Here is a 17,832-nt window from a genome sequence, read left to right as displayed (position 1 = left end):
CGAAATATCATGACACTCACTGACACCGAGCAGTTCACAGTCCGACGTTCCTCCGAGGAGCAAAGCTGCGCCAGCTTCCTGCCTCCGGCGGGGCACTTCATCGGCGGAACGTTTGTTTCCGGTTCCGCGACCCGGCTGATCGACGTCGTCGACCCCACCACGGAACAGGTCATCGCATCGGTTCCTGCCGGCACGGCCGCGGATGTGGACGTTGCGGTTGAAGCAGCCGTGGCGGCCCAGAAGTCCTGGGGCACCACGACACCGAAGGAACGCTCCGAGGTGCTCTCCCTGATCGCCAACATCATTGAAGCCAACCGTGAAGCCTTCGAAATCATCGAGTCCGCCAACACCGGCAAACCGCGAACCGTCGCGGAGGACGATGTCTCCAGCACCATCGACACCTTCCGGTTCATGGCCGGGGCTTCCCGCACACTGACCTCCATGGCAGGCGGCGACTACGCCACCGGACACACCTCGGTCATCCTCAGGGAACCCGTCGGCGTCGTCGGCGTCATCACCCCTTGGAACTACCCGCTGCTGATGGCTGCCTGGAAGATCGCGCCCATCCTCGCCGCCGGAAACAGCATCGTCCTCAAACCCTCGGAACAGACGCCGCTCTCGACGCTGAAGCTGGCAGAACTTGTCGCCGGACGCATCCCCGACGGCATCCTCAACGTCGTGACGGGAAAGGGCCGAACCGTTGGGCAGCGACTCTCCGAACACCCTGATGTCGCCCTCGTTGCGCTGACGGGAAGCGTCGTCAGCGGACAGGCAGTGGCGGAGACCGCGGCCAGGTCCGTCAAGCGCGTCCATCTGGAACTCGGCGGCAAGGCCCCGGTTGTTGTCTTCCCCGACGCCGACCTCCGCGCGGCCGCCGCCGGCGTGCGAAACGCCGGCTTCTGGAATGCCGGCCAGGACTGCGGCGCCGCCTGCCGTGTGCTCGTGCACGAGTCCGTGGCCGAGGAGTTCACCGAACACCTGGTACGCGAAGTCAGCACGCTCGTCGTCGGCGCTCCGGGCGCAGGGGAAGACGTGGAAATCGGTCCCATGATTTCGCGCCCGCACTTCGAACGCGTGAAGGAAGCGCTTGCCGAGGCAAAGGCTGCGGGCCTTCAGGTGGCCATCGGCGGCTCGGCGTTGGAAGGCCCCGGCTACTTCATTGAACCCACCGTAATCAGCAACGTCCCGGCCGGGGCGCATATTGCTACCCACGAAATCTTTGGCCCAGTGGTCACCGTCGAGTCCTTCAGCTCCACTGAAGAGGCCATCACCCGGGCCAACGAGAGTCCCTACGGGCTTTCCGCCTCGGTATGGACCCGGGATTCGAGCCTCTCGCTCCGCATTCCGAAGCAGCTCGATTTCGGCACCGTCTGGGTCAATTCACACCTGGTGTTGGCCTGCGAGGTTCCGTGGGGCGGATTCAAGGGATCCGGCTACGGCCGCGACCTCTCGCTGTATGCCTTGGACGATTACTCCCGGACCAAGCACGTCATGATCAACCACGGCGCATGAGCGTTTAGACCAGCATCGGAGCCCAGCAATGACCACCACGAATCATCCCCACTCCGCGTCGTCGGCGCGCGCCGCAACCCCGTCCGCTCCGTTCGGGACAGACGTAACCTGGACCAACTGGGGCGGCAACCAGAGCGCCACGCCGGCCTTCACCGTCCGGCCGCGGAACGAACAGGAGGCGCTCGACGCCGTCCGGTTCGCCATCCGCGAAGGCCTCCCCGTACGTGCAGTCGGCTCAGGGCATTCGTCCTCACCGCTTGTCCAGACGGGCGGAGTCCTGATGGACATGTCCGCACTCTCGGCCATCACCGGAACCGACCTCATGGGGCGCCGTGCGAGGGCCCTGGCCGGCACCACCATCAACGCCTTTGGCGATCCGCTGTGGGAGCAGGGGCTGGCACTGGGCAACCAGGGCGACATCGACAAGCAGCAGATCGCCGGGGCACTCGCGACCAGCACCCACGGCTCCGGAAAGAACCTGGGCAGCTTCTCATCGGCACTGCGCTGGGTCCGGCTGATCAACGGTTACGGCGAAATCGTCGAAATCGGCGAAGGGCAACTCCGCGAACTCAGGGCCGCCCAGGTCGCCTTGGGGACGCTCGGAATCTTCCTGGAGGTCGAACTGGCGGTCGAGGACCGCTATTACCTGCAGGAGGAGATTACCTATCCCACGTGGGCGGAGACCGCGGCAACCTGGCAGGCCGACATCGACGGGAACCGGCACTACTCGTTCCTCTGGTGCCCGGACAACGATTCCTGTGAGCTCCTGGACCTGCCCGGTTCGCCGGGCCAGAGCATGGCAAACCGCAGCTACACCAAGCGGTACAACGTCGCCCAGGTCCAGGACGAGGGTGAAATTTCCCGCACGGAAGGTGCCCGGCTGGACCGGTCGTACCGCATCTACCCGGGCGGATTCACCACACCGTTCCATGAACTGGAGTACTTCGTTCCCAGCGAACACGGCCTGGCGGCCGTCCAGGCCGTCCAGGAGCTGATCCGCACCAAGCATTCCGACCAGAAGTACCCCGTTGAGGTCCGCTGGGTGAAAGCCGACGAAGGCTACATGTCCCAGTTCCAAGGACGCGACACCACCGTCATCACCCTGACCACCGAACCCGGGACCGACTACTGGCCCTTCTTCCGGGATGCGGATGCGGTGCTGCAGGAATTCGAGCCCCGCGCGCACTGGGGAAAGATCCATTTCATGACGAGGAGCCGATTGGAGCGTCTCTACCCGGAGCTTGACACCTTCATCCAGATACGCCGGGAGTTCGACCCCCGCGGCATGTTCCTTAACGACCACACTCGTGCGCTCGTTGGCTAAATCAGCCATCAAGGTTAAACCGGCAAATCCGGCGTATGCCCCCGAATCGTGACCGGGGGCATGCTGCCCGCCTTGCCACATCCAACGGGGAAGAGGAGACATGAGCCATTTTCAGGACAAGGCCTACCTTGTCACCGGAGCCAGCTCCGGCATCGGTCTCGCGACCACCCGGGCCCTTCTGGCGCAAGGGGCAAAGGTTGCAGCGGTCGGTCTCCCGGACCGTCTGCTTGAAGACGCAAAAAGCCAAGTCTCGGGCGCTGTGATCTTCATCGAAGCCGACGTATCTGAGTCCCAACAGGTCGATGGCGCCTTCGCCCGGGCGGAAGCAGAACTCGGGCCCCTGAGCGGGGCCTTCAACGCCGCAGGAATCTCCAGTGTTGCGCCCATCGCCGAAACATCCGACGAGCTGTGGCAGAGACTGATCCGGGTGAACTTGACCGGCACTTTCCACTTCGCCCGGGCAGCGGCGCGGACGCTCTCGGCCAACGGCGGTGGATCGCTGGTCTGCACTGCCAGCGAGCTGTCACTCGTCGGCCAGGCAGGCTACACCGCATACACCGCGACCAAGGGCGGCGTGCTGTCGATGATGCGGTCACTGGCCGCCGAACTCGCACCGGCCGGCGTCCGGGTCAACGCACTGTCGCCGGGCACGACAGATACCCCGATGCTTGCGGCCGAGTTCGCGAACGAAGAAGAACGCGCCCGGGACGAAGTGTCCGTGCCGCTTGGCCGGTTCGCCCTGCCCGAGGAGATTGCAGCCGCGGCGCTGTGGCTGTTGGGTCCTGAATCCTCGTATGTCACGGGAACAAACCTTGTTGTCGATGGTGGTCGGACCACGACGTTCCCACTCGGACATTGAATCCCACATCCAACGCACCTAGTGAAAGGCAACATCACATGAGCTCTGTTCTGGTCACAGGTGGTGCCGGATTCACCGGACGCCACATCGTCAACGAACTCGCCGACGCCGGCCATCAAACAGTCAGCTACAACCGGGACTTCATCGAGGCGCCACGCCCCGACGTCGTTTCCGTCCAGGGCGAACTGTTCGATATCCCCCGTCTCCTCGAAGTATTCAAGGAGCACGACGTCGACACCATCGTCCATACCGCCGCCATATCCCACCCGACCTATTCCCTGAGCTTTCCCCTGGCTACGTTTGCTGCCAACGTCGAGGGAACGGTGGCGGTTTTCGAGGCGGCACGACTCCACGGCGTCAAACGGATCATCAACTTCTCTTCCGAGTGCGTGTACGGAAAGACCTCAGCACCGGTGGTTCTCGAATCGGAGCCAGTAAATCCGACGACGCCTTACGCCGTGACGAAGGTTACCGGGGAATGGCTCGGGCAGGTCTACGGCGACAGGTATGGAGTCGACGTCATCTCCCTGCGCATCGGCCAGGTTTACGGACCCGGAAACCGCATGGATGAAGTCATGCGGGACATTATGCGCGGCGTAGTCCGCGACGGTTCATTCTCACAGGACCACGGGGCCGACCACCGCTACAACCTTGTCTACGTCCGCGACGTCGCTCTTGCCGTCCTGGCGGCAGTCCAGGCACCAGAAACGGCCCGGGCCAGGCCCCTGGCCTACAACATCTCCGGCAGCGAGTACTGGACACTCAGCGACGTCGTCAAAGAAGTTCGAATCGCATTCCCGGACGCCTCCGTGGAGATCGGGCCCGGGACGGATCCAACCTTGGATCTGCAGGGCCACTTCAGCATCGCTTCCGCAGCCGCGGATCTCGGCTACGAATCGGTCTGGCCGCTGCATCGGGCCCTCGGCGACTATGCCGACTGGCTCTCCACCCATGACTTCTGACCCCTTTCTTCTGACTCATTTCTTCCAACCCATTTCTTCGAAGAGGGACGAACATGACATTCGATAAAAGCGGCTGGAGGCAGGGGGCGGCCTGCGTTGCCGCATTGACCTTCGACGTCGACGCCGAGTCCCCCGTCCTGGCCGCCGGCCGGCGCTACGCCGACAATGCGATGGCGATGACCCACCAGGCGTTCGGACCCAAGGTGGGTGTTCCCCGGATTCTCCAGATGTTGAAGGATGTGCAGCAGCCGGCGACATTCTTCATTCCAGGAGTAACCGCGGAGCGGTATCCCCGCATGGTGGAACAGGTCCTGGAATCGGGTCATGAGATCGCGCACCACTCACACACTCACCGCACCGCGGTGAACATGAGTTTCGACGACGAACGCGCCGACTTCGATCTGGCGCTAGCTGCACTCGGGCGTTTCGGCATTTCTCCAAAGGGGCATCGCGCCGCACTGTGGGAGCCCTCGTGGCAGACACCGTCGTTGGTGGCTGAATACGGGCTGAAATACGATTCCAGCCTGATGGACGCGGACGTCCCCTATCTCATCGAAACCCCCGCAGGCACAGTTGCGGAGCTCCCCCCACATTGGAGTCTGGATGACTGGGAGCAGTATGCCTTCCTTCCGGAACCCAAGATCGGTGAAATCATCCAGTCGCCACTTGTCGTGGCGGACATGTGGATTCATGAGATCGATGCAATGCGACGTCATGGTGCTCTTTTCATGCTCACTTGCCACCCGTTCCTCACTGGGCGGGCAGGACGGCTGGAGGCGCTGCGGACCGTGATCGAAACTGCGCTGGAACGAGGCGATGTCCGCTTCACGACGTGCGAAGCGCTCGCGGAAGCGGCACTCGGTGACCCCGCATTGATTGCCGAGCCCCTCAATCCAGTTACAGCGTCCGAGGAGCTCTATCCGGACTACTGAATCCGGGCTACTCAGCCGTGCGACACGGCGAACATTGATGATCCCAGAACACACCAGGCGACAGCGTCAGACCCGGAACTGCTGAACGTCGGGCCGTGAGCGCTGCCCGGCACAAACGTTGGGGCGCGGCTGGCTGGAGGCTGGAACTCAGATGCAGGACTTGTTGTAGTCGAAGCCGCCCGAGATGTACTGGGCCATGGTGACTTTCCCGCCGCCTGTCAGCGGCGCTGCCAAACACATGCTGCTGGCGTTTTGGAAGGAGCTCCCGCCGGCGAGCCAGCTTGGCTGGGCGTAAAGGTTGCTTGTCGAGGGCACCGTGCCGATGATCTGTGCCCATTGGTAGCCGGTCGAGTAGAGCCCGGTTTTGGCGCCGATGCTGGCAAAGTAGGCGGCCATGCCCTCCAGATCAGCTCTGTTGGCGGCCTTGTTCGTTGACCAGGAGTTTTCGGTCTCGACGTCCAACCACCAGGTGTAGGAGGCCGGGTTCTTGACCCCGCGGATGATGGCGTCGTCGTAGGCCTTGGCGTAACCGTACATATAGGAGCACGCCGAACCGACCGAGCCCTTGGTGCACGTGCCGTACGGGTTGGCCACGGTCTTCCCGGCATAGGTGTTGCTGGTGGGCCACCAGGAGCCGGCCGTCCCGGGGTTCCCGGTATTTACGTACAGGGCCACGAGGGGCTGCCCGGTCCCGCCGGTGGACGTGGCGGCCCAGGACAGCTGGGTGGCCAGGCACGAGTTGGTGTTGTTCGCCAGGCCGTTGTTCACACCAATGATCGCGAAGCTCTGGCCCTTGGGCAGGGGTTTGCCGCACTGCGGCCAGGACACGTCGACGCCGGGTCCGGCGGGCGTGACTGCCGCTGTGCCGGCCGAGGTCCTCGCGGCGGTGGTGTAGCCGGTCTTGGTTCCGGTGACGGTGACGGTGAGGGCCTTGCCGGCCTGCGCCGCGGCCAGTTTGTAGGTGGCGGCGGTCGCGCCAATGATGACGACGCCGTTCGCCTTCCACTGGTACTTCAAGATGACGGGTGCCGGACCCCACGTGCCCGGGAGTGCGGTCAGGGTGTAGCCGGCCTTTGTCATGCCGGTGATCGTCGGTACCGGGGCCGGCCCGAGCGAGCCGGCAGCGATGGCTGCGGTGGGGGTCGAGGTCTTCGCGGCGGTGGTGTAGCCGGTCTTGGTTCCGGTGACGGTGACGGTGAGGGCCTTGCCGGCCTGCGCCGCGGCCAGTTTGTAGGTGGCGGCGGTCGCGCCAATGATGACGACGCCGTTCGCCTTCCACTGATACGTCAGAGTGACGGGTGCCGGACCCCAGATGCCCGGGACCGCGGTCAGGGTGTAGCCGACCTTTGTTGTGCCCTTGACCGTCGGCACGGGGGCCGTCGTCAACGGCGCGGACGCTGCACTGACCGCCGTCGTCGTATCCGGCGCGGCGGATGCGGGGGCAAGCGGTGTCAGGGAAAGCATCATGACCACACCCAGGAACAACGGAATTGATAGAGGCCGGACGCGGTCGAATAGCAGCATAAAAATTTCCCCCAAATTGCCGCGCCCGGAACAGGCTGCGCTAGAGCCCGCGGAAATGCAGACAGCGTGAATCTAGCACGGGGAGGTGTTCCTCAACATGTCTGGCAGCTATGCGGGCGACGGACGCACGCAAAAACCCGCCGGCTCCGGGCTCACCCGGGCCGGCGGGTCGTTGCTGGGAGGCTACTCCGGAACCACCAGGGCGGGGGTGTCCTTCCGGATGGTCTCGCCCCGGAAGAAGCCCGGATGCAGTTTCGCGGCGACCAGCATGATCACGACGCCGAGGGCGAGGATGCCGATCCCCAGAATGAACACCAGGCCCACGCCGAAGACCTCCGAGCCGCTGCCGAATTCCGGTGCCCAGCTGTCCACGGCGGTCTGGAAGAAGACCACGGTGAGGACCAGGCCGCCCAGGACCGGGAACAGCAGCCGCATGAAGAAGTTGCGGACGCTGGAGAACAGGCTGTGCCGGAAGTACCAGGTGCAGGCGAAGGCCGTGAGGCCGTAGTAGAAGCAGATCATCAGGCCCAGGGCCATGATGGTGTCATTGAGGACGTTTTCGCTGACTACCTTCATGACGGCGTAGAAGCCGCCGGAGATCACACCGGCAATCACCGTTGCGAAACCGGGGGACCCGAACCGCTTGCTGACGGATGCGAAGCGCGGCGGCAGTGCCCCGTAGTGGCCCATCGCCAGCAGGCTGCGGGCGGGGGAGGCCATGGTGGACTGCAGGGACGACGCGGTGCCGGAGAGTACGGCCAGGGACATCAGGATGGCCAGCGGGCCCATGACGGGGGAAGCCAGTGCCGCAAAGATATTCGACTGGTTGTCGGGGTTGTTCAGGCCGATGCCGTCGGTTCCGGTGCCGGCAACCATCATGGTGGCCACGATCGCGACGAGGTAAAGGGCCAGGACGGCGACCGCCGTCGTGGTTCCTGCCCGGCCGGCGGTACCCTTGCCGCCCTTGGTTTCCTCGTTGACGGTGAGGCAGACGTCCCAGCCCCAGTAGACGAAGACGGCCAGTGACATGCCGGCGGCGAACTGCTCGAAGCTGCCGATCTTCATCGGGTTGAACCAGTCCCAGCTGAAGGCGATTGCGGTGCCCGAGTCGCCCGAGGCGGCGTGGGTGAGTGCCATGACGACGAAGATGCCCAGGACGAGGACCTGGAATCCGACCATGGTGTACTGCACCAGCTTGGTGGCGTGCAGGCCGCGGTAGCTGACCCAGACGGCCAGTGCCACGAACACCAGGCACGTCACGATGTTTACGGCCGTGTTGGAGGTCAGGTCCGCGAGGTCCGGGTTGTTGAACACCTGGGCCAGGAAGAGGTAGAAGAAGTCCACCGCGACGCCGGCCAGGTTGGACAGGACGATGATGTTGGCGGCCAGCAGACCCCAGCCGCCCAGCCAGCCGACGAACGGGCCGAACGCCTTGGTGGCCCACGTGAAGGTGGTGCCGCTGTCCGGTGAATCGGCGTTGAGCTCACGGTAGGCGAACGCCACCAGGATCATCGGGATGAACGCGACAATGAAGATCGCCGGCAGCTGCAGGCCCACGGCGCCGACGGCGGGTCCCAGCGAACTGGTCAGGCTGTAGGCGGGTGCCACGGAGGAGATGCCGAGGACGACGACGGCGAGCAGGCCCAGCTGGCCGCCCTTGAGCCCCTTGCCCGAGATGCCGTGCTTGGAACCGGCCGGATCGACGACGTCGTGCGTGATGGTGCCGTCTTCACGGCCGATAGTCTGACTCATTGCTGACCTTTTTTCTGGGGGACGGATGGTTGCTGTTGGGTGATGCAGTGGATGCCGCCGCCGCGGGCGAAGAGCTCGCGGGCGTCGATGCCGACTACCCTGCGGCCGGGGTAGGCGTCGCCAAGGATGCGCAAGGCTTTTTCGTCCATCGGGTCGCCGAAGGTGCAGGCGATGACGCCGCCGTTGACCACCAGGTGGTTGATGTAGCTGTAGTCGACGAACCCCTCCTCATCCGTCAGGGTTTCCGGGGCGGGGACCTCGATGATGTTCCATTCGCGGCCGGCCGCGTCCCGGGTGGTGGCGAGGTGGCTGATGATGGCCCGGCAGACTTCGAAGTCGGGGTGTGCCGGGTTCTGTTGGGAATGGACCAGCACGGTGCCCGGGGACGGGATGGCCGCAACGATGTCGACGTGGCCGCGCGTGCCGAACCGTTCCGAATCCCGGGTCAGGCCGCGGGGAAGCCAGACGACGTGGCTTACGCCCAGGGTCCGGCCCAGCTCGGCTTCGACGTCGGCCTTGCTGAGCCCGGGATTGCGGCCCGGATCGAGCTGGACCGTCTCGGTGACGAGGACGGTGCCTTCGCCGTCGACGTGGATGCCGCCGCCCTCGTTCACCAGCGGCGAGACAAGGTGGCTGGCCCCCGAGCGGGCCGCGACGGCCGACGCCACGAGCGCGTCCTTGTCCCAGGCGGCCCAGTCCTGGCCGCCCCAGCCGTTGAAGACCCAGTCGACGGCGCCGAGCCGGCCGCCGTCGTCGAGGACGAACGTGGGGCCGATGTCCCGCATCCAGGCGTCGTTCAGCGCGGCGGGGACCACCTCGATATCCGGGTGGAGGTAGTCCGCCGCGGTCTGCACATCCGCCGGCGCCACCAGCATGGTGACCGGTTCGAATTCCACGACGGCGTTCGCGACGGCGGCCCAGACGGAGCGGGCGGCGTGGGCTTCTGCCGCTGTTTCGCCCAGGGTGTAGCCGCCGGTGGGGAACGCCATCCAGACACGGTCCTGGGGCGCCGTTTCGGACGGCATCCGCCACGCGCTCATGCGGTGGCCTTGCTGGTTTCGGCGCCGAGCGGGGCGTCGGGGCGAACCGGTTCGGTCAGCCGCCCGTACGTGTCCGGGCGTCGGGTGGCCAGGAAGGGGAAAAGCGTGAGCCAGTCCCGGCGCTGGTCGAGGTCGAGGTCCGCGACGAGCACCGCGGATTCGTCCCGCGGTGCCTGGGCAAGGATCCGGCCGTAGGGATCGGAGATGAAGGAGGAACCGTAGAAGTTCAGCGTCCCTTCGCTGCCCCAGCGGTTGGGGACCACCATGAACAGCCCGTTGGCGATGCCGTTGCCGACGATGACCTGCTGCCACAACGGCTGGGTGTCGAAGTCGGGGTGGTCGGGCTCGGAGCCGATGGCTGTGGGGTAGACCAGGAGTTCCGCGCCGCCGAGGGAGTAGATCCGCGCCAGCTCCGGGAACCACTCGTCCCAGCAGGTGGGCATGCCCAACCGTGCGCCGCCGAGTTCGGCGGGGGAGTGGACCTCGTAGGCATCGTCGCCGTCCGGGCCCTGGCGGAAGAATTTGTCCTCGTAGTAGCCTGCCGTGACGGGAATGTGGAGCTTGTGGGTGCGGGCCAGGAGTTCGCCCCCGGGGGACACCAGGACGGCGGTGTTCAGGCCCAGGCCGTCGTCTGTGCCGTCCGGGTTCTCCGCCTTCTGGTACAGCGAAGCGTGGACGCAGATGCCGTGCCTCCGGGCCGCGTCCGCCGCGAACCGGAACGTGGGGCCGGTGAACAGATCCTCGGCAATGTCCGAGGGCCGCGGGCGCGTGGTCCCGCCGCGGGCGGCGTCATTTTCGGGAAGCGTGTCCGCGGGATAGCGGGACAGCGTGAGCTCGGGGAGGAAGACGACGGCTGCTCCCAGCCGGGCGGCGCGCCCGATGCCTTCGTCCAGTTCGGCGTGCAGGGCCGCGGCGTCAGGATGCCAACGGTGCTGCACGACGCCGATCCGCAGTGCCGGCCGGCCGGAGGGCAGCGTGCGGGCGAGGGAGGGCGGGGTGTCGAGGGACGTGATTTCGATCATGGCTACTCCAGTGAGACGGGCGTCACATTAATGAACGTTGTTCATTTAGTTTGAGGGTGATGGCCGCATGGGGCAAGGCCTAATATGAATAAAGTTCATTTATTTATTCGGGGTGGAACCCGCGCCGTCCCCGCGCCGTCCCCGGGCCGGCAGCCGGACCGCTACTGGACCACGGCGCGGACCTCCCCTGCGGGCCGTAAGGCCCTAGACCGTGGATTAGTCCCGGCAGAGTCTGGGGTATGACTCAAACGAACCCGGGGCCGGCCCCGGACATCAGGGCCGCCCAACTCAAGGAACAGCCCACGGCGGTGGTGCATGAGACAGTCCCGATGAATGCGTTGCGGGATTTTTTCGGCCGTGCCTTCGCCGCCGTCATGGGTGCGGTGCAGGAGCAGCATGTCCAGTTGGCCGGACCCCCGTTCGCGCTGTACCGCGGCATGCCGACCGACGTCGTCGACGTCGAAGCGGGGTTCCCCCTCGCCGCGCCTTTCACGAACCCCAGTGGCGCGGACACGGCGGTTGTCGCCGGCACCCTCCCCGCAGGCCAGGCCTACGAGGCGATGCACATCGGTCCCTACGAATCACTGCAGCGTACTTACGGCGCGATCATGGCGCGGATGCGGCAGGACGGCGCGAGCCCGGGAGCAGCAATGTGGGAGTACTACCTTACCGATCCCGGCGTCGAACCCGATCCAGCGAAGTGGCAGACGCTCGTGGTCTGGCCGGTCGACTGAAATGCCGCACCTGCACTGCCCGGCCGCCGCGCGGAGGGGCCCCGGCCGGGGGCCGCTGCCCGGGTTTCCAGGGCCCGTCCGACTCATTCTGTCTGATAGGCCACACTATTGCTCTACTCCATGCATAATGTCCTAAACTGCTTCACTGAGGTGCCTGAAATGGCGCTGCGCAGCAACGAAAGTGAACCCCGATATGGCTACCGATTACGACGCCCCACGCAAGACAGAAGAAGAATCTCCCGCTGAGTCGCTGGAGGCCCTTCAGGCGTCCCGCGGCGGCGGCGCGCAGACCGCTGTGATCGACGTCGATGAGAACGACACCGCTGAAGGCATTGATCTTCCCGGTGCAGATCTGTCCGGCGAAGAGCTGACGGTCATTGTTGTTCCGGAGCAGTCCGATGAATTCACCTGCTCCTCCTGCTTCCTGGTCCGTCACAGGTCCCAGGTGGCCCTTGAGAAGAACGGCATGAAGTACTGCCGCGACTGCGAAGGCTAAAACCTTCCGGCAACAGACAGGCCGTACGAAGCGCCGGACCCGCGAGGGTGCCGGCGCTTCGCCGTTCCCGGCCAGGCCTGCTGCTGGCGGTGTTATCTGTTCGTGAACGACCTTCACGAACAGGGTCCGTGCAATCCGTCCGTGACCAGCAGCGGGCCACGCTAACGGTTGGGCGCCGAAACTGTGGAGGACCTCGCCCGCCGGGCCGGGCCCGCCTACGCTGAAAGCGTCTGACCTGCGCTGACTGTTCCGCCAGCCCAAGGGTCAGGCAGCACCAGGGGGTGGCGGCCTTGAAGAAGACCCAGTTGAAGAAGATCCAGTTGAAAAAGGTCAACGCGTTGCTCGCGGCTGTTCAGATGGCCGCCGCGCTCGGGATTCTTGCGCCGGCGCCGGCCGCCGCAGACCCGTACTGCGGACTGGCCTGGGGGTCGCTGAGCAAACTGGATCCGGCCATGAGCCAGGCCAAGGTGGTGGACGTCCGCACCGGTCAGCACTACTGCTTTGACCGGCTGGTCATTGACCTCAACGGCCCCGTGGCCGGCTACAGTGTCCGCTACGTACCCGCGGTGGTGCAGGACGGGTCCGGCCTGCCGGTCCCGTTGCGGGGCCAGGCCTTCATTCAGCTCACGGTCAATGCTCCCGCATATGACGACGCCGGCAATTCCACCTACAACCCGCCGAACAAGAATGAATTGGCTGACGTGGCTGGCTACCAGACCTTCCGGCAGGTGGCGTGGGCGGGCAGCTTCGAGGGCTATTCGACCATTGGCCTGGGGGTCCGCGCCCGGCTGCCGTTCCGGGTCCTGGCCCTGCCCGGGCCGGGCACCGGGTCCCGGCTCGTGGTGGACGTGGCGCATTTCTGGTGAGGCTGGTGAAGCCGGTCGCAAGGCAGGGCTGCGCGCCTTGCCGGGCGGGTCGGCTAGAGCGAGCCGAGCTCGGCCCGGAGCGGGAAGTCCCGGCCGTCCAGCACCAGCTGCGTGCAGCGCCCGGTGGCGCGGTTCAGAACGATCGGGGCCATGAGGTTGACGGTCGTGGAACCGGGCGAGTGGTTGACCACGACCAGTACTTGGGCGGCGTCCCGCCCGTCGAGTTCGAGGGCCTCCAGCGAGGCTGCCGGGATCGGCGGAGCGTAGCTCGGTGCGAACACGGCCGCATCGGCCAGGAATAGCCGCACCGGGCTGGAACCGGCCTCCAGGGCGTACAGTCCGGCCGCGCCCTCGACGCTCCGCAGCGCGAAATCGTGCAGCTCCTCGAAGCCAGGCATGGGTGCGGTGAATGTGAGGGGCAGGCTTGCGACGGGAGTGTCCATGACCGGGGTGCTCACCGCAGGAAGTCCATCAGGGTGGGCTGAAGCACCCGGGCCGTCGCCGCGAGGGCCACCTGGTAGTTGGTTTCCTGAAGCTTCAGGTCCATGATGACGCTGCCGAGATCTGCCTTTTCAATGCCCATCTTCTGTGCATCCAAGGTGGCCTCCAGTTCGGTGTTGACGTTGCCGGCGCGTTCCAGCTGCACCTGCCGTGTTCCTATTTCAGCACGCCCGCTGACGATGTTCTTGAAAGATGCCTGCAGGTTGGTGAGGTTCACAGTGGCATCCTCACCTTTGCGCAGTGACTCGATGGTCTTGGTGACGGCGTCGAAGACGGAGCCGGAGCCGCTGCCGAAGATCGCGGCGCCGTCGGCGTCGACCCGGACGGTTCTGTCGGCACTGATGCGCCGTTCCACTGAGCCGCCGGCGACGCCGTTGAAGACCGGGGGAGTGCCGGTGTCTCCTGGGATGCTCGGGTCGGCCGGGATGGCTGGGCTGAAGGCCGTGGCCGCGTCCGAACTTCCAGCAAAGATGTTCCGGCCAAGGTGCTTGCTGTTGGCGGTTGAGAGCAGATCCTTGTTCAGCCCTTCGAGCTCGACGGCGATCGCGTCCTTGCCCGCCTGGTTGAGCGCGCCGTTGCCGGCCTGGACCGTGAGGTCGAGGATGCGGTTCATGACGTTGGTGGCCTGGCTGAGGGCGGAGTCGGCCGCGTTGAGCCAGCTGGCGCCGTCGTCGATGTTCCTGCCGTACTGGGCGTTGGCGGCGAGCCGCGCGCGCGTATCGAGAGCCTGCGCCGTGGCGGCAGGATCGTCAGACGGGCGCGAAATCTTGTCCAGCGTGGTCGCCTTTTCCTGCAGCTGGGCCAGCTTGGACTGCTGGGCCTGCAGGGTCCGCTGGGCGGTTGTGCTCATGGTCAGGTTGGTTACCCGGTTCAGCATGTCTACCTTCCTACCAGTCCGGTGCGGTTGATCAGGACGTCCAGGGCTTCGTCCACAGCCGTCATGACGCGGGCCGCGGCCTGGTATGCGTGCTGGTTGGTGAGCAGGCTGACGTTTTCTTCGTCCAGGCTGACGGACGCCTGCGAGGAGCGGTTGGACTGCGCGGAGATTTCCGCTGCCGAACTCAACGCTTCATGCTGCTGGGCGCCGCGTGACTGCACACCGATCCCGGTGACGATGTTTGCCCAGGCGCTGTCCGGAGACCCCGGCCCAGTGCCAAGCTGTGAGATTTTGTCGGCGAGGCTGCCGTCCAGGTTCCCCGCACCCGCCACGCCGACCGCGATCTCCGCGGCGGCCTTGGGCACAACGGCGAGAGCGAGGGCGGCGGGGCCTGCGGCGGCAGGGTTGAAGAAGCTGCCGGAGGAGGAGCCGTCAGAGGTCCGTCCGCCGAAGTGAAGGGCGTTGACCGCATCCCGCAGGTCGCCGGCGAACTTGTTCAGTGACTGTGCGGCCGAGTCGATGGCGCCGCCGTTCGCGGCAGGAGCCAGGACGGACAACGCGCCGGCGATTTCCCCATCGGCGACGGCAATTGCCGCGCCCGGCCGGTCCGCCCACTCAAGCTGCACGGCTGTGCCGAGCTTGTCCGCAGTCTGGCTTCCGGAGAGGGCGAGTGCCCGGACGGAGCTGCCCATCACGAGGGCGTTTCCGCCGACGTGGACATCCACGGTGCCGTCGGCCTGTTCCCTGACGGTGCCGCCGGTCAGCCGGGAGATGGTCTCGGTGAGCTTGGCCCGCGCGTCGATCAGCTCGTTGGCCGATCCTCCCGCGGCGAGGGTCGAGCGGATGCTGGTGTTGAAGGCGGCCACCTGCGTGGCGGCGGCATTGACGGCGTCCACGGCGTCCTGGGCCCGGCCGCGGACGCTGCTCCACTGGCCCTCAAGGGAGCGGTAGGAAGAGGAGACCTTGCTGGCGAGGTCGTTGCCGGCCTGCAGGACCATTCCCTTGGCTGCCGGGTCGTCGGGCTGGTTGTGGGCGCCTTGCCAGGCCGACCAGAAGCCCTGGAGCGCGGTGGAGATGCCGTTTTCGCCGGGTTCCTGCAGGATGCCCTCGATCCCTTGGAGCGCGGAGGACCGGGCGCTGGCATAGCCGGCCTGCGCCGCCGTCGAACGGACGCCTGCGTCGAGGAAGCTGCTGCCCAAGCGTGCGATGCTGTCGACGGAGACGCCGTTCCCGGCCTCGGGGCGGCCCGAACCGAACAGGCCCTGCGCGGGAGCCACGATTGACGATTGCTGGACGCGCTGCCGGGTGTAACCCTCGGTGGCGGCGTTGGCGATGTTCTGCCCGGCCACGTTCATGCCCTGCTGGGCGGCGGTCAAGCCACGGTAGGCGGTGTTCAGCGCGCCGAAGGTACTCATGGTCGCTTCCTTAGAATTGCTTGTCGAAAATACGCGAGGCTGCAGTTTCCCCGGTCTTGCCCTGGGCGTCATAGGTGCCGGCCGCAGCGGTGGGCCGCAGATCGGCGAGGGATTCCTGGGTGGAACGGACCGCGGTGCGCAGGTACTGCTCGTTCGAGTCGCGCAGTTCCTTGATCAGGGCCGTCTGGTGGGTCAAGGCCGTCAGATGGGCCGTGAGGATTTCGGACCAGGCGCCTTCCGGCGCGGCAGCGGCGAGTTCACCCAGGGACGCGTCAGTGGGCAGTCCCCAGGTTTCGGCCACGACGGCGGCTTCGATGGTGCGGGCGAGGCTCGCCTTGGAGAGGTGTTCCAGAACCTGCTCGACTTCCTTGGTGCCGTGGGGAAGCCAGCGCGATTTGCCGGCGGTGAGCAGCAATTGCTCTTCCTCCAGCTTGAAGGTGAGAACGTCCAGGAGTTCACGCTCCCGCCACAGCAGGGCTGAAAGTTCGTGGATGGCCATGGTCCGGACGGCTCCCTCATGTGTTAATGGTGCAAATGACTGATGCGGTGGTGCCGAGGGCGTCGATTTCATCGTGCGGACGATTCGGCCTTCAGCAGGGTTCGTAGAAACTATCGGCCGGGGCGCGGCATCCGTTAGCGGCAATACGGCTGATAACAGTCAGGAACAGTCCGGGCGTCGAACCGAAGAATCTTTTTGGAATCTTCCTTACGTGTGCTGGCTAAATGGCGATAACTACTTCTGAAGGCCCACGGATGGGCCATCGCACATCGTCCCAATCATGGAGGAAACATCATGGGAATGCAGATCAACACCAACATGGCTGCGAACAACGCCTACCGCAGCCTCAGCAACACCCAGACCGACCTGTCCAAGTCGCTGGAGAAGCTTTCCAGCGGCCTGCGCATCAACCGCGCCGGTGACGACGCGGCCGGCCTGGCAATCTCGGAGGGCCTGAAGTCCCAGATCGGCGGCCTCACGGTTGCTTCCCGCAACGCCCAGGACGGCATCGGGCTGGTCCAGACCGCTGAAGGCGGCCTGAACCAGGCTCACTCCATCCTGCAGCGCCTCCGCGACCTGGGTGTTCAGGCAGCGAACGATACCAACAACTCCGAGTCCCGCGGGGCCATCAAGACCGAAGCCGACAGCCTGGTCAAGGAACTGGACCGCATCGCAGGCTCCACGAACTTCAACGGCACATCCCTTCTCAACAGCTCCAAGAGCCTCTCGTTCCAAGTTGGTGCCAACTCGGATACGGCGAGCACCATTTCCATCAACCTCAGCGGCGCGAACGTTTCGGCGATTGCCGACACTTTGGACAACGGTTCTCTTGCTGCGACCGGCACACAGTTCGATCTTTCAGGTGCCGTCAACACCTTGTCTGCAGCCGTCAACTACAAGTTCACGTCTATTAACACCGACACTGGTGTAACGACTACCGTTGCAACTGACTTGTTGGATGACACGATCGCCGGCGCCTCCACCACGCAGAAAAATGCCGGATTCGAGAGCGTCGATGAATTCGTCGGAGCGCTGAACAGTGATGCGAAATTCTCGGCGCACTTCACCGCATCAGTTGTGAAGGACGTCAACGGAGCGGGAACTGGAATCGTCGTCAAGGCCAATGACGGAGGAAAGGTCCAGGTCGACGCTACCGGCAATACTGGCCTGAGCGACGCCGCAGCTGTTGGCGGAGCAGGTGCAACCGGCGGCCTCGATTTCTCGTCAGCTCAAGCTGCACGGGACTCGATCGCCATGATCGATACGCAGATTAAGACTGTCTCGACGGCTCGCGCTGACCTCGGTGCTTCCCAGAACCGCCTCGAGTCGGCTGTGCAGACCATCAACGTGGCCAAGGAAAACCTGACGGCTTCCAACTCCCGTATCCGCGACACGGACATGGCTGAGGAAATGGTCAAGTTCACCCGCAACAACATCCTGTCCCAGGCCGGCACCGCAATGCTGGCCCAGGCAAACCAGTCCAACCAGGGTGTTCTGCAGCTCCTGCGCTAAACCAT

At 65.2% G+C, this 17,832-nt stretch carries 17 protein-coding genes; 9 read left to right on the top strand and 8 right to left on the bottom strand.

The genetic code is table 11. From position 1 onward, the window contains the following. Window positions 1-9: 9 nt before the first annotated feature. The 5 genes from AC1DFR_RS16995 to AC1DFR_RS16975 all read left to right on the top strand — a co-directional run bounded on the left by AC1DFR_RS16995 (window position 10) and on the right by AC1DFR_RS16975 (window position 5,589). Window positions 10-1,512, top strand: coding sequence for an aminobutyraldehyde dehydrogenase (locus AC1DFR_RS16995; RefSeq protein WP_476872206.1), 1,503 nt, complete (start codon window positions 10-12; stop codon window positions 1,510-1,512). 28 nt (window positions 1,513-1,540) lie between these two features. Further along, a complete protein-coding gene (locus AC1DFR_RS16990) occupies window positions 1,541-2,836 on the top strand; it encodes a D-arabinono-1,4-lactone oxidase (protein ID WP_476873971.1) in 1,296 nt (431 codons plus the stop codon). A gap of 100 nt (window positions 2,837-2,936) precedes the next feature. Next, the gene (locus tag AC1DFR_RS16985) at window positions 2,937-3,695 is read left to right on the top strand and encodes an SDR family NAD(P)-dependent oxidoreductase (RefSeq protein ID WP_476851559.1); all 759 of its coding nucleotides are present in this window, start codon (window positions 2,937-2,939) and stop codon (window positions 3,693-3,695) included. Between the two features lie 38 nt (window positions 3,696-3,733). Next, window positions 3,734-4,657: an NAD-dependent epimerase/dehydratase family protein gene (locus AC1DFR_RS16980; RefSeq protein WP_476872207.1), complete on the top strand. Its 924-nt coding sequence runs from the start codon at window positions 3,734-3,736 to the stop codon at window positions 4,655-4,657. A 53-nt stretch (window positions 4,658-4,710) separates the two neighbouring features. Continuing rightward, window positions 4,711-5,589, top strand: coding sequence for a polysaccharide deacetylase family protein (locus AC1DFR_RS16975; RefSeq protein WP_476873970.1), 879 nt, complete (start codon window positions 4,711-4,713; stop codon window positions 5,587-5,589). A 147-nt stretch (window positions 5,590-5,736) separates the two neighbouring features. Here AC1DFR_RS16975 and AC1DFR_RS16970 read toward each other — a convergent pair whose 3' ends face one another. From AC1DFR_RS16970 to AC1DFR_RS16955, 4 genes are all read right to left on the bottom strand, one after another. Next, window positions 5,737-7,113 (bottom strand): hypothetical protein, encoded by a 1,377-nt coding sequence (locus AC1DFR_RS16970; protein ID WP_476873969.1) that lies wholly within the window; start codon window positions 7,111-7,113, stop codon window positions 5,737-5,739. Window positions 7,114-7,296: 183 nt separating this feature from the next. Beyond that, window positions 7,297-8,865, bottom strand: a complete 1,569-nt coding sequence (locus tag AC1DFR_RS16965; RefSeq protein WP_243182223.1) for an APC family permease — start codon at window positions 8,863-8,865, stop codon at window positions 7,297-7,299. Then, window positions 8,862-9,905, bottom strand: coding sequence for an agmatine deiminase family protein (locus AC1DFR_RS16960; protein ID WP_476860117.1), 1,044 nt, complete (start codon window positions 9,903-9,905; stop codon window positions 8,862-8,864). Before AC1DFR_RS16960 ends, AC1DFR_RS16965 begins: the two co-directional genes overlap by 4 nt. Beyond that, the gene (locus tag AC1DFR_RS16955; RefSeq protein ID WP_476873968.1) at window positions 9,902-10,927 is read right to left on the bottom strand and encodes a nitrilase-related carbon-nitrogen hydrolase; all 1,026 of its coding nucleotides are present in this window, start codon (window positions 10,925-10,927) and stop codon (window positions 9,902-9,904) included. Before AC1DFR_RS16955 ends, AC1DFR_RS16960 begins: the two co-directional genes overlap by 4 nt. 239 nt (window positions 10,928-11,166) lie before the next feature. On the opposite strand from AC1DFR_RS16955, the gene AC1DFR_RS16950 reads away from it, so the two are divergent. From AC1DFR_RS16950 to AC1DFR_RS16940, 3 genes are all read left to right on the top strand, one after another. Continuing rightward, a complete protein-coding gene (locus tag AC1DFR_RS16950) occupies window positions 11,167-11,661 on the top strand; it encodes a GyrI-like domain-containing protein (protein ID WP_290370286.1) in 495 nt (164 codons plus the stop codon). Between the two features lie 193 nt (window positions 11,662-11,854). Then, on the top strand, window positions 11,855-12,157 hold the full coding sequence (locus AC1DFR_RS16945; RefSeq protein ID WP_018775830.1) for a DUF4193 domain-containing protein: 303 nt from the start codon (window positions 11,855-11,857) through the stop codon (window positions 12,155-12,157). A 320-nt stretch (window positions 12,158-12,477) separates the two neighbouring features. Beyond that, a complete protein-coding gene (locus AC1DFR_RS16940; protein WP_476873985.1) occupies window positions 12,478-13,023 on the top strand; it encodes an AMIN-like domain-containing (lipo)protein in 546 nt (181 codons plus the stop codon). Between the two features lie 53 nt (window positions 13,024-13,076). Here the strand turns inward: AC1DFR_RS16940 and fliW are convergent, their stop codons facing one another. Genes fliW through AC1DFR_RS16920 form a run of 4 tightly spaced genes read right to left on the bottom strand, consistent with a single transcriptional unit; the run spans window position 13,077 to window position 16,315 of the window. Next, entirely contained in the window at window positions 13,077-13,481 is a 405-nt protein-coding gene (gene fliW, locus AC1DFR_RS16935) for a flagellar assembly protein FliW (RefSeq protein ID WP_476873967.1), read from the bottom strand. After that, entirely contained in the window at window positions 13,478-14,401 is a 924-nt protein-coding gene (gene flgL / locus AC1DFR_RS16930; RefSeq protein WP_476872213.1) for a flagellar hook-associated protein FlgL, read from the bottom strand. The genes fliW and flgL overlap by 4 nt, the downstream gene beginning before the upstream one ends. A gap of 2 nt (window positions 14,402-14,403) precedes the next feature. Then, complete coding sequence (gene flgK / locus AC1DFR_RS16925; protein WP_476873966.1) at window positions 14,404-15,816, bottom strand: flagellar hook-associated protein FlgK; 1,413 nt, start codon at window positions 15,814-15,816, stop codon at window positions 14,404-14,406. 10 nt (window positions 15,817-15,826) lie between these two features. Further along, window positions 15,827-16,315, bottom strand: coding sequence for a flagellar protein FlgN (locus AC1DFR_RS16920; RefSeq protein ID WP_476857557.1), 489 nt, complete (start codon window positions 16,313-16,315; stop codon window positions 15,827-15,829). Between the two features lie 294 nt (window positions 16,316-16,609). On the opposite strand from AC1DFR_RS16920, the gene AC1DFR_RS16915 reads away from it, so the two are divergent. Beyond that, window positions 16,610-17,827 carry a flagellin N-terminal helical domain-containing protein gene (locus AC1DFR_RS16915; protein WP_476873965.1) on the top strand — a complete coding sequence of 406 codons (1,218 nt, stop codon included), beginning with the start codon at window positions 16,610-16,612 and terminating at the stop codon, window positions 17,825-17,827. Window positions 17,828-17,832 lie beyond the last annotated feature (5 nt).

The sequence above is a fragment of the Arthrobacter sp. 05T410 genome, assembly GCF_056396505.1.
This window is presented reverse-complemented; position numbering and strand designations above follow the sequence as displayed.